This window comes from Microbacterium sp. NPDC090007 (assembly GCF_044748345.1).
In the GTDB taxonomy this organism is placed as follows: domain Bacteria; phylum Actinomycetota; class Actinomycetes; order Actinomycetales; family Microbacteriaceae; genus Microbacterium.
This window is the reverse complement of record NZ_JBIVFV010000001.1, coordinates 130679-152917: the sequence shown is the minus strand read 5'-3', so window position 1 is coordinate 152917 and position 22239 is coordinate 130679. Positions and strand designations below refer to the sequence as shown.

Below are 22239 nucleotides of genomic sequence, written 5' to 3'. Positions count from 1 at the left end.
TCGTGTACAGTGACCGGCGGACATGTGACTGGTCATGCAGGCAGGATCCGAACGCAGTGCGAGAGCACCGCCTTCGGGTCCTTTTTTGTTTGTCCGGGCGGCTTCGCAGGAGACGTCGCGGCGCGTGTCCTTCGATCCAAGGAAGGACTTCGATGACCACTCAGGACAGCGCCCGCGCGATCCTCGAGCACGTCGGCGGAGCGGCCAACGTGGCCTCGCTCCACCATTGCTCGACCCGCCTCCGCTTCACTCTCGCCGACGACTCGCAGGCCGATGAGGCCGCCCTCAAGGCCACGCCCGGCGTCATCGGCGTGGTGCTGGGCACCCAGACCCAGGTGATCGTGGGCTCGGGCGTGAACGACTACTTCCGCGAGATCGAGAAGATCCGCACCGGGAGCGGCACCCGCGCCGGAGCGCGAGTCGACGTCGCGAAGCCGAAGCTGACCCTCAAGCGCGCGGGGTCGGTGTTCATGGACTTCGTCGTCGGCGTCTTCACCCCGATCATCCCCGCCGTCGCCGGCGCGGGGATCTTCAAGTCGTTCCTCATCCTCGCCGTCGCGCTCGGCTGGCTGCAGACGACCGACCAGACCTATCAGGTGCTCACCGCGATCCCCGACGCGGTCTTCTTCTTCCTCCCGCTGCTGGTGACCTACACCGCCGCGAAGAAGCTCGACACGAACATCCCGCTCGCACTCGGCATCGTCGGCCTGCTGGTCTTCCCGACCTTCGCGGGCCTTCTCACCCAGGAGGGCGGCGTCGCGCTGTTCGGCCTGGCGGTGCCCGCGATCGCCTACAGCGCCCAGGTGTTCCCCCCGATCCTCGCCGTGCTGCTGCTCGCCGTCGTCGAGCGCTTCGCGCGCCGCATCAGCCCGAGCGTGATCAGCACGTTCCTCGTCCCGCTCATCTGCTTCGTGATCGTGGCGCCCGCGACGATCTTCCTGCTCGGTCCGCTCGGCTTCTTCCTCGGCACCCTGCTGACCGGCGCGATGCTGTGGCTGTACGGCACGCTGGGCTGGATCGCCGTCGCGCTGATGGCCGCCGCCCTGCCGTTCATCGTCTCGGTCGGCATGCACAAGGCGTTCATCCCGCCGACGGTGGCCACCATGGCCTCCGCGGGCAGGGAGAGCTTCTACCTCGTCGCCTCGCTCGCCCACAACCTCGCCGAAGCGGGCTCGAGCCTGGCCATCGCCGTGCGCACGAAGAACAAGACGCTGCGCGGCACCGCGATCTCGTCGGGCATCTCGGCATTCTTCGGCATCACCGAGCCGGCGCTGTACGGCGTGACGCTGCAGAACCGCCGCGCGATCATCTCGGTCGTCATCGGCGCGTTCGTGGGTGGTTCGTACCTCGGCATCGCGGCGATCTCGGCCTTCGCACTCGTCAGCCCGGGTGCGGCATCCATCTCGATGTTCATCGACATGGCCAACCCCTGGAACCTGCTGCATGCGGTCATCGGCGCCCTCGTCGCCATGGTCACTTCGTTCGTCGTGTCGCTGGTGATCTGGAAGGACTCCGACTCGGCCACCGTGCGCCTGCTCGAGCAGCAGGCGGGCACGTCGACCCCGGTCGCGGCGACCGCCGCCGGCGAGATCGTCGCCCCCATGACGGGCGAGGTCATCGCCCTCGAGAAGGTCGACGACCCGGTGTTCTCGGGAGGCATCCTCGGACCCGGCGTCGCCATCCGCCCCACCGATGGTGAGGTACGGGCCCCCATCACCGGCACCGTGTCGAGCCTGCTGCCCTCGCGTCACGCCCTCGGCATCCTGGGCGACGACGGCCTCGAAGTGCTCGTGCACGTCGGCCTCGACACCGTGCGCCTCGAGGGCGCGCCCTTCACCGCCCACGTCGCCCAGGGCGACCGCGTCGAGGCGGGTCAGCACGTGCTGACCGCAGATCTCGCGGCGATCGAAGCCGCGGGACTCGACATCACGACGCCCGTCGTCGTGCTCAACGGCGACGCCTACGACGTCGCCCCCCTCGTCACCGGACGCGTCGCCGCGGGCGCCGCTCTGCTGTCGACCGATGCGAAGGAGACCGCGAATGGGATTGCCTGACGGATTCCTCTGGGGCGGCGCCCTCGCCGCCAACCAGGCCGAGGGCGCCTGGAACGAAGGGGGCCGCGGTCCCGCGGTCTCGGACGTGTCGAAGTACCGCCCGAACGTCGACCCGCGCGAGTACGCGGTGCACCACCAGCACACGCTGGAGTCCATCGCCGCCGCGATGGCCGACGACGACATCTCCTACTTCCCCAAGCGCCGCGGCATCGACTTCTACCACCGCTACCGCGAAGACCTGGCGCTGTTCGCCGAGATGGGCTTCTCGGTGCTGCGCGTGTCGATCGCCTGGTCGCGCCTCTACCCGACCGGTGAGGAGCTCGAGCCGAACGAAGAGGGCATCGCCTTCTACCTCGACCTCTTCACCGAGATGCGCCGCCTCGGCATCCGCCCCCTGGTGACGCTGTCGCACTACGACCCGCCGCTCGCGCTCGCGCTGAAGAACAACGCCTGGGTCGACCGTGGGACCATCGCCTTCTTCGAACGTTTCTCGCGCACGTGCTTCGAGCGCTTCGGCCACCTCGTCGACCTGTGGTTGTCGTTCAACGAGATCGACGGCATCATCCGGCACCCCTTCACCTCGGGCGGCATCATCGACGAGACCGTCGAGGGCTCGCTGGAACAGGCCTGCTACACGGCGCTGCACCACCAGTTCGTGGCTTCCGCGTCGGTGACGAAGATGCTGCACGAGATGTGGCCGGAGTCGGAGATGGGGTGCATGCTGACGATGCTCACCACCTACCCGAACACGTGCCACCCCGACGACGTCGCCGCGACCCAGGCGAAGGAACGACTGCTGTACCTGTGCACCGACGTGCAGGCCGGAGGGGCGTACCCGCGGCTGGCGCTGAAAGCGCTCGAGGCCAAGGGCATCGCGATCCCCTTCGTCGAGGGCGACGTCGAGCTGCTGCGCGAGCACCCGGTCGACTACATCTCGTTCTCGTACTACATGACCCTCACCGAGTCGGTACGACCGGATGCCGAGCGGACCCCGGGCAATACGGTGCTGGGCGTGAAGAACCCGTTCCTGCCGTCGAGCGAGTGGGGCTGGCAGATCGATCCCGTGGGCCTGCGCATCTCCCTCATCGACCTCTACGACCGCTACGGCAAGCCGCTGTTCATCGTCGAGAACGGTCTGGGTATGCGCGACGAGCTGACCGAGGACGGCCGCATCCACGATCCGTACCGCATCGACTACTTCCGGTCGCACTTCGCGGAGATGATCCGCGCGGTCGACGAGGGGGTGGAATTGCGCGGCTACACGAGCTGGGCGCCGATCGACATCATCAGTGCGTCGTCGTCGCAGATCTCGAAGAGGTACGGTTTCATCCACGTCGACCAGGACGACCTCGGCAACGGCACCGGCGAACGACGTCGTAAGGACTCGTTCTTCTGGTACCAGAAGGTCATCGCCTCGAACGGGGCCGACCTGGCGTGACGACCGCACGCGCTGCGCGTCCGCCGGGGTCGACGGAGACACCCATGCAGATCATCAAGAAGGTTCTGAACTCCAGTGTCGTGCTCGTCGAGGACGAGCGCGGCGTGGAGCGCGTGCTGTTGGGCAAGGGCATCGGGTTCGCGGCGCGTCCAGGTGATCAGGTCGCCCCGGGATCGACGGACCGGGTGTTCGTCGCGCTCGACGACGCCGACCAGCGGAACCTCGTCGAGTTGCTCGCTCAGATCCCCGGAGGCTTCGTCGAGCTCACGAGGGCGATCGTGATGGATGCCGAGAAGGCGGGCATCGAACTCGACGCGCATATCTACCTCACGCTCACCGATCACCTGCACTTCGCGGTGGAGCGTCAGAGGCGGGGCTTGCAGGTCACCAACCGCCTCGCGTGGGAGGTGCGCACCGTCTACCCGCGCGAGTACGAGGTGGGTCTGCGCGCCCTCGGACTGCTCCGCGACCGCACGGGGGTGGCGCTCCCCGACGAAGAGGCGGCCAATATCGCCTTCCACCTGGTCAATTCGGAGGTGGGTCGCCCGTCCGTCGACTCGATGCGGGTGGTCGGGCTCGTGTCGGACATCACGACGATCGTCACGCACGCCGGGGGAGTGACCCTGGATGCCGACGACCTGCACACCCGTCGGTTCCTCACGCATCTGCAGTTCTTCGCGGAGCGGTTGTTCAGCGACCGCCTCGCCGCGCAAGACGACGACCTCCTCTTCGCGACCATGACGGCCAAGCACCCGCGCGCCGTCGCGACGGCCGAACGCATCCGCGCGTTCGTCCGCACAGAGCACGAGGTCGCCATCTCCGATGAAGAGGTGGGCTACCTCGCCCTCCACATCGCTCGCGCTCAGTCGAGCTGAACACCCGAAAGGTCCCCCATGGCACAGCGCACCGCCGTCTTCGGCTCCTCCTCCGGCCTGCACTCGCGTCCCGCCGCCACCTTCGCCCGCGCGGCGACGGCATCCCAGCACTCCGTGACCCTCGCCGCCGGCGATACCTCCGTCGACGCGCGCAGCATCCTCGCGCTGCTGCAGCTCGGCGTGAAGACGGGCGATGAGGTGGCCCTCGAGGTCGACGGTCCCGAGGCCGACCGCGTCGCCGACGAACTTCAGGCGCTGCTCGAGCAGGATCTCGACGCCGCCTGACCCGATCGCGTGAGGGGCCGCGCCGGGTGTACCCCCCGACGCCCGGCATCCCGGCCCCTCGCGTGCACCCTGCGGCCCGGCACCGTCGCGCCTCACGCGATGGAGGTGCGCGCCCAGCCGCGGCGCAGACGCGCCCGGTACCCTGGAAACCATGACCGAACAGCCCCCCGTGCGCACGACCACGCCGCCGGTGCGCCCCGCGGGGGCCCCGGCCGACACCGCCGTCCGCGAGACGCGGCCGAAGAACGCCGGGGTCCGCCAGGTGCGGCCGAAGACCGAGGGGTGGCAGCAGGCCAAGGACGACACCGGCCGTCCGCTGCTGCAGTTCGCCAGCCCCAAGCGCGGCAAGCCCCCCGTGCACCTCGCCGACATGACCGCCGCCGAGCGCGTCGAGAAGGTGAAGGAGCTGGGTCTGCCCGGATTCCGCGCCAAGCAGCTCGAGAAGCACTACTTCACCCACTACACCTCCGACCCGGCCGACATGACCGACCTGCCGGCATCCGGTCGCGAAGACCTGGTCGCGGGCATGCTTCCTCCCCTGCTCACCGAAGTGCGTCGGCTCGAGACCGACCGCGGCGACACCATCAAGTTCCTGTGGAAGCTCCACGACGGCGCCCTCGTGGAGTCCGTGCTCATGCGCTACCCCGGCCGCATCACCCTGTGCGTGTCGAGCCAGGCCGGCTGCGGCATGAATTGCCCCTTCTGCGCCACCGGCCAGGCGGGCCTGACCCGCAACATGTCGGCCGCCGAGATCATCGAGCAGATCGTGCGCGCCAACGCCCTCATCGCCGCCGGCGGCCTGGGCGGCAAGAAGCGCGACGACCGCTCGCTGGATCGCGTCTCGAACATCGTCTTCATGGGCATGGGCGAACCCCTCGCCAACTACGCCCGCGTCATGCAGGCCGTGCGTGTGATGGTCGACAAAGAGCACGGGCTCGGCATGAGCGCCCGCGGCATCACCGTCTCGACCGTCGGGCTGGTCCCCGCGATCAAGAAGCTCGCCGACGAGGACATCCCCGTCACCTTCGCGCTGTCGCTGCACGCCCCCGACGACGGCCTGCGCGACGAGCTCATTCCGGTGAACTCCCGCTGGAAGGTCGATGAGGCCCTGGATGCCGCCCGCTCCTACTTCGACAAGACCGGGCGTCGCGTGTCGATCGAGTACGCGCTGATCAAGGACATGAACGACCACGCCTGGCGCGCCGACCTGCTGGCCGACAAGCTCAACGCCCGCGGGCGCGGGTGGGTGCACGTCAACCCCATCCCGCTGAACCCGACGCCGGGGTCGATCTGGACGGCATCCGAGGTGCCCGTGCAGAACGAGTTCGTGCGCCGCCTCAATGACGCGGGCATTCCGACGACCCTGCGCGACACCCGTGGCAAAGAGATCGACGGGGCGTGCGGACAGCTCGTCGCCACCGAAGAAGACGAGGCGGCCGCCGAGGCGACCCCCGTCGGCTGAACCCTCTCGCACGAATGCCCCCGGCCCGAGCGGCCGGGGGCATTCGACGTTTCCGGCGACGGAGACGTGGTCGTGTGTTGACGGACCGACCGGAGTCGGGTTACGGTTTCACTGAGTGAACGTTTAGTTCATCTGATGAACCCCCCCCAACCTCAATGGAGAGCACTATGGGCTTGGCTGTCTGGGCGCTGATCGCCTATATCGGCGTGATCGTCATCTGGAGCGTGCTGGTCAAGCGCGGCATCGGAGAGGCGATGGTCGTCGGCTTCCTCGTGGTCTGCGCGTTCGGCGGCGCCGACGTCCTGCGGCTGCTGGCCGTGGGCCTCGAAGCGGCCTTCACGCAGGAGATCGTCTTCGCCGCGCTGGCGTTCACCTTCATCGGCTTTCTCCTGGCATCCACGGGTGTCATCGACAAGCAGGTCGACATCCTCAATTCGATGCTCGGTCGCCTGCGCGGTGGCGCGGGCTACGTCGCGACCGTCGGCTCGGCCCTGTTCGGCTCGGTGGCGCACTCGGGTTCGGCGAACGCCGCGACCATGGGCTCCGTCGCGATCCCCTGGATGAAGCGCTCGAACTGGCCGGCGCACGTCTCGGCCACCGTGATCGCCGGAAACGCGGGCAACGGCACCGTCATCCCGCCGAGCGCGTCGTTCTTCATCCTCATCGGCACCGCGACCGTCGCGCCCTACGTCACGATCGACAAGTTGCTGCTGGCGATGTTCGCCGCGGCCGGCTGGTGCGTGCTGTGGCGCCTGATCGTGATCTTCATCTTCGTGCGCCGCCACAAGATCGACCGGGTCGCCGCCGCCGACATCCTGCCCTTCGGGCGTTCGTTCCGGCAGGGCTGGACCTCGCTGCTGGTGTTCCTGGGCATCGTCATCCCCGTGGCCGTGACCCTCGGACCCACCGGCGACGCCCTTGTCGCCGCCCTGGGCGAAGACACGATGGATGCCGTCAGCGTGATCGTGTGGATCCCCGTGCTGCTGATGATCTTCGCCGTCATCCTGGGCTGGAAGGGACTGCCCCGCGGCGGCCGCGCCTGGTACGACTTCATCGCCAAGACCGCCCCGCGCTACCGCGACATCGGCGCCACGCTCGTCTTCGCGTTCGCCGGCGGCGCCGTGCTCACCGAGCTGGGCCTCGCCGACCAGCTCTCGTCGGTGCTGAACGGACTGAACGCCTCGCCCGTGATCATGTCGATCATCGTCGCCGTCATGGTCGTGCTGGTCGCCGGTCCGCTCAGCTCGACCGCGACGATCGCCACGATCGGCGGCATCGGCTTCAGCGTGCTGATGGTCTCGGGCGTCGACCCGATCCTCGCCGCGTGCGTCGTCCTCGTCGCCGCCTCGACCGAGGGGGCCTCTCCTCCCGGCGCGTCGGCGATCTACATCGCCACCGGTATCGCCCAGGTGAACCCGGTGAGGACCTTCGTCCCCCTGATCGTCTGGTACGTGCTGCCGATCCTCGCCATCGCCGCCCTCATCGGTCCCGGCTGGCTGCCGGTGTCGTTCTAGCCCGCGTCCTCAACGGAGAAGACCATGTCTGAAGACAAGACCCCCGCCGAAAAGCCGCACGGGCCCGCCCGTCGTCGTGCGATCGCCCTGATGACCCCCGTGTTCGTGGTGCTGCTGGCATCCATGCTCATCGTCGGCACCGTGCTGGTGCTGCTGCAGATCGCCGGCCTGCTGATCGGGAACGGTTCCTTCGTCACCGGCGTCGCCGACGCCCTCAACCCCTGGGCCTTCGGGATCGGCGGTGCCCTGGGCATCTGGACCCTGCTGCTGTCGTACGCCCACGGATGGAAGCCCGCCGACTGACGTCGGCCCTCGAGAACGGATGAGTGACATGACTGCTATCGCTACGGTCGACCGTCGGGTCGTGGAGGGTCTCGCGGCCCTGCCCGTCGCCAACATCGGCGACTCCATGGACCGACTGGGTGTCGTGGATGCCGGCATCCACGCGGTCTGGAACGGGGCCGCCCTCGCCGGCCCGGCCTTCACCGTCGAGGTCGCCGGCGGCGACAACGCCGGCATCCACGAGGCCATCTCGCAGGTCCCCGTCGGCGCGGTGCTGGTCGTCAACGGCCACGGCGTGACCGACCGCGCGCTCATCGGCGAGCTGATCGCCGAGCGCCTGCGCAAGGTCGGCTGCATCGGCTTCGTCGTCGACGGCGCGGTGCGCGACGTGGGAGACCTCGAAGAGATGGGCTTCCCCGTCTTCGCGCGCTCGAGCAGCCCCGCCGGACCGTACAAGAACGGCCCCTTCCGCGTGGGCGTGCCCATCGCGCTCGGCGGGGTCGTCGTCAGCCCGGGCGACATCGTGGTCGGTGACCGCGACGGCCTCGCCGTCGTCCCCGCCGCCGAGGCCGAGGCCGTGCTGGAGCGCGCCCGTCGCAAGAACGAAGACGAGGCCGAGACGCGTCGCGGCATCCTGGCCTCGTGAGTGATCCGACACACTAGATGGATGAGCTCGAGTCGTGAAGACACCTCCGGTCAGCCCACGGTCCGCAGCGTCGAACGCGCGCTCGACCTGCTCGAGCTGCTCGAGCGCGCCGACCGGCCGCTGCGACTCGTCGACCTCGGCCGCGGGACGGGACTCTCGACCGCCACGACGCTCCGCCTGCTCGGCGTGCTGCAGCGACGCGATCTGGTCTCGAACAGCGGCGGCGAGTACCGCCTGGGGGTGGCGACCCTCGGCATGGCGCACGGGTACATCTCGACCGACGCGCTCAGCAACCGGGCGCGGCCGCACCTGCAGCAGCTCGCCGAGACCACCCGGCTCACGAGTTCGCTGTACGTGCGCAGCGGTGACGAGCGCATCCTCGCCGTCCGCGTCGACGGACAGCACCCCCTGCGCTACCAGCTGCCGCTCGGCCGCCGGCTCGCCCTGCACCTCGGTGCGGGCAAGCCGATCCTCGCGCACCTGCCTGCGGACGAGGTCGAGCGCATCCTCGGCGGCCTCGGCGAGACGCTCACCGCGGGCGGGCTCACGGTCTCGACCGAGGGATTGGATGCCGAGCTCGCCGCCGTCCGCCGCAACGGATTCCACGTCTCGGTGGCCGAACGCGACACCGCGGTCGCATCCATCAGCGTGCCCGTCTTCTCATCGGCGGGGGAGATCATCGCCTCCCTCTCCGCCTCGGGACCGGTCGAGTCGACCGACCCCGACACCCTGCCCGACTGGGCTCCGGAACTCCGACGGGCGGCAGCGGCCGTCGGTCGCTAGCGCGGGTCTCGGTCCGCGCATCTCGAAAGGAACATCATGCGCGTGATCGGCATCATCGGACTCGGCGAGGCGGGCTCGCTCTACGCGCGCGGCGCGGTCGAGGCGGGCGACGAGGTGCGCGGGTTCGACCCCGCTCCGACCCCGACGCCCGAGGGGGTGCAGCGCGCCGCGTCGCTCGCCGACCTGGTGGCCGCGAGCGACCTCGTCATCGTGCTCACCGGCGCCGCTCTGAGTGCGCGGATCGCTGCCGACGCCGCCCCCCACCTGCGCGCGGGCGCGGTCTACGCCGACTTCACCACGGCCTCGCCCGACGTGATGGTCGACGTCGCCGCGCTCGTCGAGAAGGCCGGGGCGCGGTTCGCCGACGTCGCCATCCTCGGGCCGGTGCCGACGAAGGGCGCCGCGACCGAGACGATCGTCAGCGGGACCGCCGCGGGCGACGTCGCCGAGGTGCTGCGACGCTTCGGCGCCGACGTCGAGGTCATCGAGGGGCCGGCCGGGGCGGCGACGTCGCGCAAGCTGCTGCGCAGCGTGCTGATGAAGAGCCTCGCCGCCATCGTCATCGAGGCGCTCGAGGCCGGCCGCGCGGCGGGGTGCGAGCCGTGGGTGCGCGCTCAGATCGCCGCGCAGCTGTCGGGCGACGCCGAGGCCAAGATGGACCGCTACGAGACGGGCAGCCGCAAGCACGCGGTGCGCCGCGCGCACGAGATGGAGTCGGTCGTGGACTACCTGGGCTCGCTGGGCGTCGCGTCCGAGATGTCGGACGCGTCCCGTCGGGTGCTCGAACGCCTGGGTGAGCAGCGGGACTGAGTCGCCGCGCGTCGGGCGCGACTGCCGCACGCGGCGCGCCCGTTGAGACCAGCGCCCACTGCGCCGCTGCGCCCGCCGGGTGTCGTCAGCGCCTGGCGGCCGCGTGCAGCACGTGCGCGCGCGGGTCGTCGAGCGTCTGCTGCGGGCGGCTCGCGAACGATGTCCGTGAGCATCCCCGCGTGCGGGTGGCGGACCACCCGCACGCGCCCGCGGCGCGACCGTCAGACGGCGACGGCCGTCACGACGAGATTGTCGACGTAGTGGCCGCTGGCCGGATCCCACGCACCGGCGCACGTGACCAGCCGCAACTGCGGCGTCGGCGTCGGCGCATAGACCGATTCGGTCGGGAAGCTGTTCTTCTCGACCGTCTGCAGACCGGTCACCACGAAGTCGGCGGTCGACCCGTCCGCGCGGCGGACCGACACCGTGTCGCCGGGCGTCAGCCGCGGCAGGTCGTAGAACACCGCCGGACCCGTGGGGGAATCGACGTGGCCCGCGATGACCGCGGGACCGATCTCTCCGGGCAGGACGCCCTTCTCGTACCAACCGACCGCGTCGTAGTCCTGAGGGGACTGGATCCACCCGTCGGCCCCGCGGTCGAGCCCGATGAGGTCCGAGTCCACCCCGATCGCCGGGATCGAGATGTGGACGGGCGCGGCTGTGTTGGCCGCCGCGGGGGCCACCGGGTCCTGGAACCCGCTCGCCGCGCCGACGCCCGGTGCCGTCGTCGCCGCGGCACCCGCCGCGCCGGCCGTGGCCGCGTCGTCCGTGGCCGCGTCACCCGCGAGCGCGGGGCAGCCGTCGAGCACGTCGTCGGTGAGCATCGCCGTCGCGAGCGCCGTCCACGCGGCACCGTAATAGGTGGGGGTGGATGCCGCGGTGTCGGCCATGCGCTGCAGGTCGGCCCGCGCCTCGTCGTCGCGCCCGCTCGCGGCGAGCGCGGCCGCCCGCGCGGCGTACGCGACCGGATGCCGATCCGACGTCAGGGCGCCCGCCCCCGCGTCGAGCTCGGCGGGCAGCTCGTCGCCGCCCGGCAGCACCGCCGCCACCCGCGCGGCGAGGGCGCGGTCATCGTCCCGGCACGACTCGGCGAACCGGATGGTCGTGCGCGCGGCGTCGTAGCCGTACGCCGGCTCCCCCCCGCCGCCCGCCGACCCCGCGAGCGCGACGGCGCCGTCGTCGGCTACCGTGGCCCAGTTGGTCGGCAGGGTGTTGGCATCCATCAGGGCGCTCGTCACCGCTCGACTGCCCGCGGCCAGTTCCTCCCACCGGGGGTCGCCCGACGCGCGCGAGAGCACGTCGAACGCGGCCGGCGACGCGTACGAGGGGTTGTAGGCGTGGGGGGATGCCGTCGCCCACGGCCCCGGCAGCAGGATGCGTCCGAGCGCGGTCTCGGCCGTCATCTCGTCGAGGACGGCCGCGCCCAGGGCCACGCCCTGCTCGCGGAGGTCGTCGCGGTCGAAGGCGTCGCCCGCGAGTACCAGGGCGCGCGCCGCGTCGAGGTCGGCGTCCGAGGCGGGTTGCTCGTCGACGACGGCGCCGTCCTTCCACTGCCACGCCAGCAGACCGTCGTCGCGCTGCAGGTTCGCGGTCGTCCAGTCCCAGATGCTGTCGAAGCGCGACGGGTCGTCGGCGGCCACGGCGAGGAGCAGGCCGTACGCCTGCCCCTCGCTGACGGTGTCGCCGCCCTGATCCGTGCGCACCACGCGACCGGCGTCGACGTAAGTGTCGAGGAAGGCCTCGGCCGTCGCGGTGGTGCCGTCGGCGGTGTCCGGTTCGGGCTCGGTCGCGGTGCTGCACGCCGCCATCGTCAGGGCGACGACGGTCGCGACCGCGCCGACCGTCGACGCTCGACGTGCGAACGTCACGCGCCCGCCTCGCCCCGGCGGTGTCGGCGCACCGCGATCAGCGCGACGGCGCCCAGCGCCACCGCCGCCGCACCGGCGCCCGCCGCAACGGCACCCGAGGGCGCGGTCGTGGCGGCGGCGGTTCCGCCGCCACCGGTGTGGATGCCGCCGACCGGCATGTCGGCGAGGGTCGCCGAGTCGGTGATGGTCTGCGCGGTCAGCGCGCCCTGGGCGTCATCGAGCACGAAGAGGGTCGAGACCGACCCCGCCGGCAGGTCGACGGCCGAGGTCGCGGACTCGTCTGCTCCCGTCAGCTCGAGGTCCCACGAACCCGCCGGGACCGCGGCGTAGTCCGTCGCCGAGCCCGCGGGCACGTCGCGGGCGATCGGACGCCCCTGGGCGGTGTCGACGTCCACCGTCGGCTCGACCGTCGAGGCCTGCACGACGCGCACTCGCGCCTGGCCGGCGGCGGGGGCCGAGAGGTCGTCCTCGAAGACCGTGGTCTTCAGATCGGCGTTACGGCCGTACGCGGCGACAGTGAGGGGCTCGCCCTCGGCGATGTCGATCGACTGCTGCACGACCGGCTGCGTGCCGTCGGTGGCATCCGAGGGCACCATCGACACGACGTACGTGCCGTCGGCGAGGGGGATGTAGGGGCTCACCGCACCGTAGGCGACGTCGTCGAGCTCGTACACCACGGCCCCGCCGGCGAGCGCCGTCAGCTGCACGTCGACCGACTTCGTGTCGGGGGAGAGGTGCGCCACGCGCGCCCAGCCGCCGGGGGCGGTGGTGGCCGCGGAGGCGGCGGGGGCGGTGGCGACGCCGATCCCGGCGGTGAGCAGAGCGGCGGCGCCGATCGCGGCGAGCCGAGCGGGACGACGGGAGGGGGTGGAACGGAACATGGCGGTCCTTTCGTTGGGGGGAGGAGAGGATCAGGAGGTGGGACGGGGGAGCAGGTCGACCGGCTCGTCGGGCGAGAACGTGATGACCACGCCCGCGTCACCGCGTTCGACCGAGACCGGGCGCAGGGGGCCGGTCAGCGACTCGTAGAAGCGCAGCAGGGCGTCGGCCCCGGCGTTATCCCCCCGGGCGTCCTGACCCGCGAACGAGCTGACGATGAGCTGACGGTGCACGCCCGAGGGGTCGCCCTCGAGCTGCGTGATGTCGGCCACGTCGATCCGGCCCTGCGACGAGAGCTGGCCGAGGGTCAGCAGGATGCGTCCGTCGACGACGCCCGAGGTGAGCAGGTCCTGCTCCTCGCCGGGGACGCCGACGTCGGGGTTCTGCAGCACCTGCTGCCCGGCCACCGATCGGGCGGCGTAGAGGCCGTCGTCGGCGGCCTGCGCGAGCGCCGCCTGCGCGGTGTCGACCAGGCGCACGTCGACCTTCTGCGCGCCGTCACCGAACGACGCCACGACGGCGCTGTTCTCGATCGCCTGGCGCACGGTCGGGAAGTCGGTCGGGAAGGTGCGCATGGAGTCCGTCGTGATGACGTAGTCGTAGTCGCGCCACCCGTCGGGGGCGAGCTCCTGCACGTCGGTGTCGGTGTCGGCCTTGTAGTACCAGACGACCTTCTCGCGCTCGAAGCCGGCGCGCACCAGGTCGACCCACATCGCGTCGTCCACGAGCATGCGCGAGTCAGCGGGGGCGTTCTGCGACATCCACGCCTCGGCGTCGCGCAGCGGACGATCGAGGTCGGCGAGCAGGAACCCGCGCAGCTGCGCAGCCCACAGCGGACCCGCGGCCAGCACGGCGACGATGAGTCCGACGGCGGTGGCGACGCCCCCGATGCGCCGCAGGGCGCCGTGGGAGCGCAGAGCCTCGACGGCCACCTGACCCATTCCGGCGACGACGACGGCCGCGAACGGCAGCAGCATGATGACGTACGGCACGGGAAGGTATCCGCCGCGGAACATGAACGCCGTCAGGGCCAGCAGGGCGATCGCCCAGGGGCGCAGGCGACGCACGAACAGCGCCGCGACCGCGGCCGCGAGCGCCGTGACGATGAGCACGGCATCGAGCTGCCACCACAGTCCGACGGTGCGCGACATGAGGCTCTCGGGGTCGAACAGCGATCCGCTGCCCTCGCGCGAGGACAGCTGGAACGCGAGTCCGTCCCACAGGCTCACGCGCCCGGGGGCGGGAGCGACCTCGCCCTTGACCAGGGCGAAGGCGACGTAGGCGAGGCCGATCAGCCCCAGCACGGCCGAGGCGACCGACAGGGTGTACCGGCGCGTGGTGCGGTCCGCGCCGCGCCACATGAACCACGCCACCAGCGGCAGCGCGAGCAGGTACGTCTCTTTCGTGAGGACGGCGATGCCGAATGCGGCCGCGGCGCCGATATACCCGGCGAGCTGGGCGCGGCGGCTCATCGCCAGCAGCAGCGCGGCGAGCAGCCACGCGGTGGCGATGTTGTCGAGGTACACCTGCCGGTGGAACTGCACCGCGAGCGGCGACAGCAGGAACATCGCGACCGCCGCGGATGCCGTGAACCGGGCGAAAGCGATGCGGCGCACGACGAACCACAGCAGGACGGCGGCGACCGCGGTGGCGGCGAGCATCGCTTCACGGGCGGCGATCACCGCGACGTCGTACCGATCCCACCCGTCTGTCAGACCCGCCCATGCGGCGATCTGGATCCACCCGAGCGGCGGGTGGTCGTACCAGTAGGTGTAGTGCGTGAGCTCGCCGAGGTTGCCGATGCTCCACGCCTGCGCGGTGTAGGTGCCTTCGTCGTCGATGCGCTGCGGAGAACCGCCGAGGTTCAGCGCGTTGACCAGCAGCCCGAGGACGAGGGGCGGAAGCAGCCACAGCGCGTCGGCGACGCGGGACCGCCAGGGAGAGGTCCGGCGGGTCCGCCCCGCTCGCGCGGTGTCGTCGGGGATCGTCCCGGTCGGGACGCGGTCGATGGTCGAGGTCATCGGGTCACCTCCGAGCCGGCGCCGACGAGGTCGGACGCGGCGGCCGGGGCCGCGGGTGCGGCGTCGCGGTGGGCGCCGGTGTGCTCGGTCTTCTCCCAACTGCCGTCGCCGCGGAGCTGACGCACGACGCTGCGGACGGCAGCGGCCGCCAGGAACACCTGGTACGGCACGAGACCCAGGACGAGACGGAAGTAGTCGCGCACGCGCACCTTCTTGTCGTAGACGCGTCCGAACTCGGTCAGCCCTGCAGCCTCGGCGACCAGGGTGATGATCGTGGGCACGAGGGGCAGGAACGTCAGCAGCGCCACCGGGGTCGGAACCTTCACGACGAGGATGAACACCAACGAGATGGGGATGAGCAGTCCGGTCGCCGCCTGCAGGAACGGCATGTTGAGCAGGTATCGGGCGTACAGGCGCTGGCGCAGCGTCGGCAGGGCCTTCCACTCGCCCTTGCCGAGCACCTGGAGGAAGCCCTGGTTCCAGCGCGTGCGCTGCTTGTACAGCGACTTCAGCGTCGGCGGGGTCTCTTCACGGGTGACGTACTCGGGGTTGTAGGCCACGACGACCTTCGCACCGTCGCTGGACAGGCGCACGCCCAGCTCGCAGTCCTCGGCGAGGCATTGGTCGTCCCAGCCCCGCGACCATTCCAGGCGGTCCCGGGTGACGAACACGGTGTTGCCGCCGAGGGGGATGAACTTCGATCGGGCGTGGAAATGCAGCCGCGAGCGGAACCAGAAGTAGTACTCCAGGACGTTGCGCAGCGACCACCAGCTGGTCTCGAAGTTCATCAGCTGCACACCCCCCTGCACGACGTCGGCGCCGGTCTCCTGGAACTTCGAGTCCACGACCGTGAGCAGACCGGGGTGCACCTCGTCCTCGGCGTCGAACACGCCGACGATGTCGCCGGTGGCGACCTGCAGCGCGCGGTTGAGCGCCTTCGGCTTGTTCTTGGGCACGCTGTCGTCGACGACGACCGAGATGAGATCGGGATGCCGTGCTGCGGCCTGCCGAACGACGAGCTCCGTGCCGGGGTCGTCGTGTCCGACGATGGCGATGATCTCGAAATCGGGGTGGTCCTGCTGCGCGAGACGGTCGAGCGTCTGGCCCATCACCTCTTCCTCGTGCCGACCGGGTACGAGCAGCGTGAACCGGTGCCGCGCGGGTCGGGGCGAGGAGCTGAACTGCGTCGCGCGCAGATCGTCCGCGGATCGCCACGCGTGCAGCATCCACCACAGGGTCGTCGTCGCGACGACCGTCAAGGCGAGCGCGAGGACGATGATCCCGCTGTAGCCCAGCCACTCGCCGATCGACCAGTCGGGCAGGAAGCCGCCCGACACGGTGGTTCCGGGCTGGGCGGGGACGGGGACGTCGGTCCCGCCGGTCGACCCCTGACCGGGGGCGGGCGCGACGGGCGTGAGAAGCGGTTCGGGCGTCGGGTCGGGGACGGCGACGGACCGGGGGATCAGCGGGAACGACAAAACAACCTCCAGCGTCCACGTGGACGGTTCGAGGGCGGTAAGGGGGAGGTGCGGAGAGAGGGCGGGGGGTCAGCGCACGGGGGTCATCCGGGGCGAGGTGGGGGGATGGTTTGGAGCGGTCAGGGTTTTGCCAGGGAGCTTTGCGGTCGCTCCCACGTTGCCTCGCCGGGCCGCCGACGCATGTGGATGCCGCTGCGGTAAGCCGTTCCGCGGCGCCCGCGGCGCCGCCAGACTGGGCTCATGAGCGAAACCGTCGTACGCGTCGACAACCTGCGGAAGACCTACCGGGGCGGGCTCGAGGCGCTGCGCGGCGTGTCGTTCGACATAGGGCGAGGCGAGACCTTCGCCCTGCTCGGTCCGAACGGCGCAGGCAAGAGCACCGTCATCGAGATCCTCGAGGGATACCGCGATCGCACGAGCGGCGACGTCCGCGTGCTCGGTGTCGATCCGCACCGGGGCGGCCTGGACTGGAAGGCGCGCCTGGGCATCGTGCTGCAGAACACGGGCGAGGCGCCCACCGCCACCGTCCGGGAGCTGCTCGCCCACTTCGCGTCGTTCTACCCGCGACCGCGCGACGTCGACGAGACCATCGCGGCCGTGGGACTCACCGAGAAGGCGAAGGTGAGCGTCCGCAAGCTCTCGGGCGGCCAGCGCCGCCGTGTCGACGTCGCCCTCGGCATCGTCGGGCGTCCCGAGCTGCTCTTCCTGGACGAGCCGACGACGGGGTTCGACCCCGAGGTCCGTCGCCATTTCTGGGAGCTCATCCGCGGCCTGCAGGACGAGGGGACGACGATCCTGCTGACCACGCACTACCTCGACGAAGCCGCCGAGTTGGCGGAACGCGCGGCGATCATCGTCGGCGGGCAGATGGCATCCGTCGGTCGGATCGACGACCTCGGCGGCCCCGACGCGCGCGTGCCGGTCGTGCGGTGGCGCGAGGACGGCGTCGTGCGCGAGGAGCGCACCCCGGACCCCGGCCGGGCGGTCGCTGAGCTGCACGCACGGCTGGGCGAACCGGATCGTCTCGAGGTCGTGCGTCCGAATCTCGAGGACGTCTACCTGTCGTTCCTCGGCGACGAGGCCCGCCGCACCGCCGCGGCCGGGGGACTCGCGTGAGCCGGGTGCTGCGGCTGGGGGCGGCCCGCATCGCCTTCGAGGTGCGCTCGTACTTCCGTCAGGGCGACTCGGTGTTCTTCACGTTCCTGTTCCCCGTGATGATCCTGCTCATCTTCGCCGTCGCCTTCGACGCCCAGACCTTCGGTCCTCCCGGAGAAGAGGTGGATGCCGCGCAGTTCTACCTGCCGGCGATGCTCGCCGCGGGCGTGCTGCTGTCGGGGCTGCAGAACATGTCGATCGACATCGCGATGGAACGCAGTGACGGCACCCTCAAGCGCCTGGGCGGCACCCCGCTGAGCCCGGTGTCGTACTTCATCGGCAAGCTCGGACAGGTGCTGGTCACCGGCCTGCTGCAGTCGGTGCTGCTCATCGTCGTGGCGGCGGTGTTCTTCGGCGTGCCCCTGCCCACCGACCCCGAACGCTGGCTGACGTTCGCGTGGGTGTTCCTGCTGGGGGTCACGACCTGCGCGATCCTCGGCATCGGCCTGTCCGCACTCCCGCGCACCGGTCGCAGTGCGACGGGCGTCGTCATCCCCATCGTCCTGCTGCTGCAGTTCATCTCGGGCGTGTACATCAACTTCGCGGCACTGCCCGAGTGGCTGCAGAACGTCGCGAGCGTCTTCCCGCTCAAGTGGCTCGCCCAGGGCTTCCGCTCGGTGTTCCTTCCCGAGAGCTTCGCCGCGGGCGAGCCGTCGGGGTCGTGGGATCACCCGCTCATCCTGCTCGTGACGCTGCTCTGGCTCGTGGTCGGTCTCGCGGTGGTTCGCGCGACGTTCCGCTGGATCCGTAAGGACGCGTGAGGCGCCCACCGGCCCCCCGCCCCCGCCCGCGCCGCCCGTCCCGCGCCCCGCCCGCCCCGCGCTCCGCCCGGCCCGCGCTCCGCCCGTCTCACCGCTCGATAAACGCTCCCGGTGTCGAGAAACGCGTCCTCTGCGCGTTTCTCGACACGGATCGCGTTTTTCGAGGGAGGGAGGGATGCCGCGGCCCCGGTCGCCCCGCGGTCGCCCCGCGCTCGCCCCCCCGGGGGGCTCGGCCCGCCCCCCGCTCGATAAACGCTCCCGGTGCCGAGAAACGCCCTCTCTCCGCGTTTCTCGGCACGGATCGCGTTTATCGGTGGGGATGGATGCCGCGGCCCCGATGTCGGAGGCCGGGGCTAGCGTGGAGGGATGGTTGCTTATCGCTATCTCGGAAACAGCGGATTCAAGATCTCGGAGATCACCCTCGGCAACTGGGTGACCCACGGCTCGCAGGTCGGCGACGACGCGGCGATCGCCACGGTGCACGCCGCCCTCGACGCGGGCATCACCACGTTCGACACGGCCGACACGTACGCCAACACGGCGGCCGAGACGGTGCTCGGCACGGCTCTCGAGGGTCAGCGGCGCGAGTCGCTCGAGATCTTCACCAAGGTGTACTTCCCGACCGGTCCCGGCGGCCCCAACGACACCGGGCTCAGCCGCAAGCACATCATGGACTCCATCAACGGGTCGCTGAAGCGCCTCGGCACCGACTACGTCGACCTCTACCAGGCGCACCGCTTCGACTACGAGACCCCGCTCGAAGAGACCTTCCAGGCCTTCGCCGACGTGGTGCGGCAGGGCAAGGCACTGTACATCGGCGTGTCCGAGTGGACCGCCGAACAGCTGCGCGAAGGGCACGCGCTGGCGACGCAGCTCGGCATCCAGCTCATCTCGAACCAGCCGCAGTACTCCATGCTGTGGCGCGTGATCGAGGGCAAGGTCGTGCCCGCCAGCGAAGAGCTGGGTATCTCGCAGATCGTCTGGTCGCCCATGGCGCAGGGTGTGCTGAGCGGCAAGTACGTGCCCGGCCAGCCCGTGCCCGAGGGCTCGCGCGCCACCGACGAGAAGAGCGGCGCCAACTTCATCAAGCGCTTCCTCACCGACGACACCCTCGAAGCGGTGCAGCGCCTCAAGCCCATCGCCGACGGGGCCGGGCTCACCATGCCCCAGCTCGCGATCGCCTGGGTGCTGCAGAACCCCAATGTCGCCGCGGCGCTCGTGGGGGCATCGCGTCCCGAGCAGTTGCACGACACGGTCAAGGCGTCGGGAGTGACCCTGGATGCCGAGGCGCTCGCCGCGATCGACACCGCTCTGGGTGACGCGGTGTTCGCCGATGCCGAGAACACCTACGAGGTGTCGCCGAAGACGCGCCTGGTCTGACGCGGTCCGTTCAGCGGGCCGGGCGTTCGCGCCCCGGCCCGCTGTCGTGCGCCGGGGCGTTCGTCGGACCAGGGCGGGGTGCCGCGCGCGAGATCGCGTGATGTGGGCGAGGTCACACGCAAGGGGGTGTGCTCTCGCGCGAATCGCGTGATCTCGCGCGTCGGCGGCGCCAGCACGGCACCCTCCTCACGGCCCCGCGCCGGGCGCCGGCCCCAGCCGGGCCTCAGGCCTCGCTCAGGAGTCGGCAGGAAACGCGTCGTACCCTGTGCGGATGTCCTTTTCCGCTCACCGACCCGGCCGTTTCGGTTCCGACGGTCGAATCGAGTTCACGACGGAGCAGGAACGCGAGCGCTACCTCGACGAGTTCCTCGCCGAGCGCGACGCGTCCGACACCGACGCGTCAGCACCGACCCCGCCGGACGCGCCCGACCGCCACGACGGCACGTCCGAGCCGTGGGGCGCGCCGCCCGCCGACGGCGAGCCGCTCGACCCGTTCGTCGACGACCCGTTCGTCGACAACCCCCGCGGTGACACCGCCCGCGAAGACGACCCCCGCGCCGACCCCGCGGACGAGCACGACACCGTCGTGATCGACCGCGAGGCCCGCGCCGACGACACCCCGCCGCAGCCCGAGCAGCCGCTCGCCGCTCCCGCTGTGGCATCCGTCCCCGTCCTGGCCGACCCCCGCCCGCCGCGCCTGCGCCGGTCGGACCCCCGCCGGCCCAAGCTCTCGCTCATCCGCCGCATGGCCGTTCTGGGCGGAGCCGACAACGACGTCCTCGACGAGGTGCCCGAAGAGGTGCCCCGTTTCGTGCAGATGTTCCTCGTGCTCGCCGGGACCGCGCTCGTCTCGGCACTGTCGATGATGTTCGCCCTGCTCACCGGCGTGCGCGTCAGCATCCTGCTCGCCATCCCCCTGGCGATCGTGTGGGGCCTCATCATCTTCAACCTCGACCGCTTCCTCACCTCGACGATGCGCTCGACCAAGAACATCTTCCGTCTGCTGGGGCTGGCTTTCCCGCGCGTGGTCATGGCCGCCCTGATCGGCATCGTGGTGGCCGAGCCCCTCGTGCTGCAGATCTTCCAGAACGACATCAACCGCGAGGTCAACTCCACCAACGTCACCCAGGCGTTGACCGACCAGGATGCCGTGACCAGCGGTCCCGAGAAGCAGGCCCTCGACGCCGCCACCGCCCAGGTGTCGGCGCTCGAGAACCAGGCCGCCACGGGCATCGTCGCGGGGACCTCGTCGACCTCGGCCGAGGCGGCGGCGGCCCAGCAGTCGGTGGACCAGCTCACGCAGCAGCTCGCCGCGCAGCAGACGGTCATCGACCAGGCGCGCGCGGTCTACCAGTGCGAGCTGACCGGTCAGGGCGCCGGAACCGTCCCCGGCTGCACCGGCATCGCCGGCGACGGCGCGAGTTCCGACGCCGCCCAAGCGCAGCTGCAGCAGGCGCAGTCGGCCTACGACTCGCTGTCGACGCAGCTGCAGCAGGCGCAGTCGACCCTCGCCTCGGCCAACAGCGCGGGGGCCGCTGCCGCGGCATCCTCCGCCGATGCCAACAAGCAGCAGGCCGAGGATCAGCTGCCCGCGGCCCGGGCGCAGTACGAATCGGCGCTCGCGGCCTACAACGCACGCGTCTCGTCGGTCGCCGACGGCAACGCCGGCGCGGTGGGTCTGCTCAGCCAGATCACGGCGCTGGAGCGCCTGTCGGACCGCGAGCCCGTGCTGCGCTGGGCGCACTACCTGATCGCCGCGCTGTTCTTCATGATCGAGCTGCTGCCGGTGCTGGTGAAGGTGCTGACCGGTTTCGGCGGCCCCTCGCTGTACGAGAAGGCCGAGAAGATGCGCGGTCAGGTCGCCCTGGACCGGGTATCGGCCCGCACATTCCGCAAGCGCGCCGACATCATCGCCGACGAGGCGAACCGGGTTCCCGCGACCGTGGCCTGATGGTCGTCTGGAGCGCGGGGCTGCTGCTGTACCGGCTGACGCCGGCGCCGCAGGTCTTCGTCGCGCACATGGGCGGGCCGTTCTGGGGCAAGAAGGACGCCGGCGCCTGGTCCATCCCCAAGGGCGAGTTCGACCCCGAGACCGAGGGGGCGCGGGATGCCGCCCGCCGGGAGTTCCGCGAGGAGCTCGGCGTCGACGCTCCGGACGTCGCCTGGGCCGAGCTCGGCACCTTCGCGTACTCGTCGGGTAAGAAGGTGGTCGTCTTCGTCGGTGACGGAGCGGGGTTCACGGCCTCCGACTTCACCTTCGGAACCTTCGAGATGGCCTGGCCGCCACGGTCGGGCCGGATGCAGTCGTTCCCGGAGGTCGACCGCGCGGAGTGGATGGACCTTGATGCCGCGCGCACCGCGCTCGTGAAGGGCCAGCGCCCCGCACTCGACGCGCTCGAGAGGGCGCTCGCGGGTCTGTCCGCCCCCTGACCCGCCCCCTCAACGCCTCCGCGCCCCCTCAACGCCCCCGCCCCCGCGCCGCCCCGCGCCCCCCAACGCCCCACCCCCCCCAACGCCCCACCCCCCCACCGCCCCCGCGCCCCCTCAA

At 70.9% G+C, this 22239-nt stretch carries 19 protein-coding genes; 15 read left to right on the top strand and 4 right to left on the bottom strand.

The window, feature by feature from the left end; all coding sequences use genetic code 11:
- Nucleotides 1–152 precede the first annotated feature (152 nt).
- The 10 genes from ACIPVB_RS00635 to ACIPVB_RS00590 all read left to right on the top strand — a co-directional run bounded on the left by ACIPVB_RS00635 (nt 153) and on the right by ACIPVB_RS00590 (nt 10149).
- Nucleotides 153–2054 carry a beta-glucoside-specific PTS transporter subunit IIABC gene (locus tag ACIPVB_RS00635; RefSeq protein ID WP_400366054.1) on the top strand — a complete coding sequence of 634 codons (1902 nt, stop codon included), beginning with the start codon at nt 153–155 and terminating at the stop codon, nt 2052–2054.
- A complete protein-coding gene (locus tag ACIPVB_RS00630; RefSeq protein WP_400366052.1) occupies nt 2041–3492 on the top strand; it encodes a glycoside hydrolase family 1 protein in 1452 nt (483 codons plus the stop codon). Before ACIPVB_RS00635 ends, ACIPVB_RS00630 begins: the two co-directional genes overlap by 14 nt.
- A 44-nt stretch (nt 3493–3536) precedes the next feature.
- Nucleotides 3537–4367: a PRD domain-containing protein gene (locus ACIPVB_RS00625; protein WP_400366050.1), complete on the top strand. Its 831-nt coding sequence runs from the start codon at nt 3537–3539 to the stop codon at nt 4365–4367.
- Between the two features lie 18 nt (nt 4368–4385).
- A complete protein-coding gene (locus ACIPVB_RS00620) occupies nt 4386–4652 on the top strand; it encodes an HPr family phosphocarrier protein (RefSeq protein WP_400366048.1) in 267 nt (88 codons plus the stop codon).
- Between the two features lie 151 nt (nt 4653–4803).
- Nucleotides 4804–6114 carry a 23S rRNA (adenine(2503)-C(2))-methyltransferase RlmN gene (rlmN, locus tag ACIPVB_RS00615; RefSeq protein WP_400366046.1) on the top strand — a complete coding sequence of 437 codons (1311 nt, stop codon included), beginning with the start codon at nt 4804–4806 and terminating at the stop codon, nt 6112–6114.
- Between the two features lie 167 nt (nt 6115–6281).
- The gene (locus ACIPVB_RS00610; protein WP_400366044.1) at nt 6282–7628 is read left to right on the top strand and encodes a TRAP transporter large permease subunit; all 1347 of its coding nucleotides are present in this window, start codon (nt 6282–6284) and stop codon (nt 7626–7628) included.
- A 24-nt stretch (nt 7629–7652) separates the two neighbouring features.
- A complete protein-coding gene (locus tag ACIPVB_RS00605) occupies nt 7653–7931 on the top strand; it encodes a hypothetical protein (protein WP_400366043.1) in 279 nt (92 codons plus the stop codon).
- A 28-nt stretch (nt 7932–7959) separates the two neighbouring features.
- Nucleotides 7960–8556 (top strand): methyltransferase, encoded by a 597-nt coding sequence (locus tag ACIPVB_RS00600; RefSeq protein WP_400366041.1) that lies wholly within the window; start codon nt 7960–7962, stop codon nt 8554–8556.
- Between the two features lie 21 nt (nt 8557–8577).
- The gene (locus tag ACIPVB_RS00595) at nt 8578–9339 is read left to right on the top strand and encodes an IclR family transcriptional regulator (protein ID WP_400366039.1); all 762 of its coding nucleotides are present in this window, start codon (nt 8578–8580) and stop codon (nt 9337–9339) included.
- 36 nt (nt 9340–9375) lie between these two features.
- Nucleotides 9376–10149: a DUF1932 domain-containing protein gene (locus ACIPVB_RS00590; protein WP_400366037.1), complete on the top strand. Its 774-nt coding sequence runs from the start codon at nt 9376–9378 to the stop codon at nt 10147–10149.
- 221 nt (nt 10150–10370) lie between these two features.
- Here the strand turns inward: ACIPVB_RS00590 and ACIPVB_RS00585 are convergent, their stop codons facing one another.
- Genes ACIPVB_RS00585 through ACIPVB_RS00570 form a run of 4 tightly spaced genes read right to left on the bottom strand, consistent with a single transcriptional unit; the run spans nt 10371 to nt 16395 of the window.
- Entirely contained in the window at nt 10371–12017 is a 1647-nt protein-coding gene (locus ACIPVB_RS00585) for a class F sortase (protein WP_400366035.1), read from the bottom strand.
- Nucleotides 12014–12898: a DUF4397 domain-containing protein gene (locus ACIPVB_RS00580; RefSeq protein ID WP_400366033.1), complete on the bottom strand. Its 885-nt coding sequence runs from the start codon at nt 12896–12898 to the stop codon at nt 12014–12016. The genes ACIPVB_RS00585 and ACIPVB_RS00580 overlap by 4 nt, the downstream gene beginning before the upstream one ends.
- 30 nt (nt 12899–12928) lie before the next feature.
- Entirely contained in the window at nt 12929–14917 is a 1989-nt protein-coding gene (locus ACIPVB_RS00575) for a glycosyltransferase family 39 protein (protein ID WP_400366031.1), read from the bottom strand.
- A complete protein-coding gene (locus ACIPVB_RS00570) occupies nt 14914–16395 on the bottom strand; it encodes a glycosyltransferase (RefSeq protein ID WP_400366030.1) in 1482 nt (493 codons plus the stop codon). Before ACIPVB_RS00570 ends, ACIPVB_RS00575 begins: the two co-directional genes overlap by 4 nt.
- 240 nt (nt 16396–16635) lie before the next feature.
- Between ACIPVB_RS00570 and ACIPVB_RS00565 the strand changes: the two genes are divergently transcribed.
- The 5 genes from ACIPVB_RS00565 to ACIPVB_RS00545 all read left to right on the top strand — a co-directional run bounded on the left by ACIPVB_RS00565 (nt 16636) and on the right by ACIPVB_RS00545 (nt 22121).
- A complete protein-coding gene (locus ACIPVB_RS00565; protein ID WP_400366028.1) occupies nt 16636–17511 on the top strand; it encodes an ABC transporter ATP-binding protein in 876 nt (291 codons plus the stop codon).
- Nucleotides 17508–18311 carry an ABC transporter permease gene (locus ACIPVB_RS00560; protein WP_400366026.1) on the top strand — a complete coding sequence of 268 codons (804 nt, stop codon included), beginning with the start codon at nt 17508–17510 and terminating at the stop codon, nt 18309–18311. The genes ACIPVB_RS00565 and ACIPVB_RS00560 overlap by 4 nt, the downstream gene beginning before the upstream one ends.
- 366 nt (nt 18312–18677) lie before the next feature.
- Nucleotides 18678–19691: an aldo/keto reductase family protein gene (locus tag ACIPVB_RS00555; protein WP_400366025.1), complete on the top strand. Its 1014-nt coding sequence runs from the start codon at nt 18678–18680 to the stop codon at nt 19689–19691.
- Between the two features lie 271 nt (nt 19692–19962).
- On the top strand, nt 19963–21642 hold the full coding sequence (locus ACIPVB_RS00550; RefSeq protein ID WP_400366024.1) for a DUF4407 domain-containing protein: 1680 nt from the start codon (nt 19963–19965) through the stop codon (nt 21640–21642).
- On the top strand, nt 21642–22121 hold the full coding sequence (locus ACIPVB_RS00545; RefSeq protein WP_400366022.1) for an NUDIX domain-containing protein: 480 nt from the start codon (nt 21642–21644) through the stop codon (nt 22119–22121). The genes ACIPVB_RS00550 and ACIPVB_RS00545 overlap by 1 nt, the downstream gene beginning before the upstream one ends.
- The last annotated feature ends 118 nt before the right edge of the window (nt 22122–22239 follow it).

Excerpts from the sequence above, each read along its gene's own strand:
- ACIPVB_RS00635 (WP_400366054.1), top strand. The coding sequence starts at position 153 with ATGACCACTCAGGACAGCGCCCGCGCGATCCTCGAGCACGTCGGCGGA.
- ACIPVB_RS00630 (WP_400366052.1), top strand. The coding sequence starts at position 2,041 with ATGGGATTGCCTGACGGATTCCTCTGGGGCGGCGCCCTCGCCGCCAAC.
- ACIPVB_RS00625 (WP_400366050.1), top strand. The coding sequence starts at position 3,537 with ATGCAGATCATCAAGAAGGTTCTGAACTCCAGTGTCGTGCTCGTCGAG.
- ACIPVB_RS00620 (WP_400366048.1), top strand. The coding sequence starts at position 4,386 with ATGGCACAGCGCACCGCCGTCTTCGGCTCCTCCTCCGGCCTGCACTCG.
- rlmN (WP_400366046.1), top strand. The coding sequence starts at position 4,804 with ATGACCGAACAGCCCCCCGTGCGCACGACCACGCCGCCGGTGCGCCCC.
- ACIPVB_RS00610 (WP_400366044.1), top strand. The coding sequence starts at position 6,282 with ATGGGCTTGGCTGTCTGGGCGCTGATCGCCTATATCGGCGTGATCGTC.
- ACIPVB_RS00605 (WP_400366043.1), top strand. The coding sequence starts at position 7,653 with ATGTCTGAAGACAAGACCCCCGCCGAAAAGCCGCACGGGCCCGCCCGT.
- ACIPVB_RS00600 (WP_400366041.1), top strand. The coding sequence starts at position 7,960 with ATGACTGCTATCGCTACGGTCGACCGTCGGGTCGTGGAGGGTCTCGCG.
- ACIPVB_RS00595 (WP_400366039.1), top strand. The coding sequence starts at position 8,578 with ATGAGCTCGAGTCGTGAAGACACCTCCGGTCAGCCCACGGTCCGCAGC.
- ACIPVB_RS00590 (WP_400366037.1), top strand. The coding sequence starts at position 9,376 with ATGCGCGTGATCGGCATCATCGGACTCGGCGAGGCGGGCTCGCTCTAC.
- ACIPVB_RS00580 (WP_400366033.1), bottom strand. The coding sequence starts at position 12,898 with ATGTTCCGTTCCACCCCCTCCCGTCGTCCCGCTCGGCTCGCCGCGATC.
- ACIPVB_RS00575 (WP_400366031.1), bottom strand. The coding sequence starts at position 14,917 with ATGACCTCGACCATCGACCGCGTCCCGACCGGGACGATCCCCGACGAC.
- ACIPVB_RS00565 (WP_400366028.1), top strand. The coding sequence starts at position 16,636 with ATGAGCGAAACCGTCGTACGCGTCGACAACCTGCGGAAGACCTACCGG.
- ACIPVB_RS00555 (WP_400366025.1), top strand. The coding sequence starts at position 18,678 with ATGGTTGCTTATCGCTATCTCGGAAACAGCGGATTCAAGATCTCGGAG.
- ACIPVB_RS00550 (WP_400366024.1), top strand. The coding sequence starts at position 19,963 with ATGTCCTTTTCCGCTCACCGACCCGGCCGTTTCGGTTCCGACGGTCGA.
- ACIPVB_RS00545 (WP_400366022.1), top strand. The coding sequence starts at position 21,642 with ATGGTCGTCTGGAGCGCGGGGCTGCTGCTGTACCGGCTGACGCCGGCG.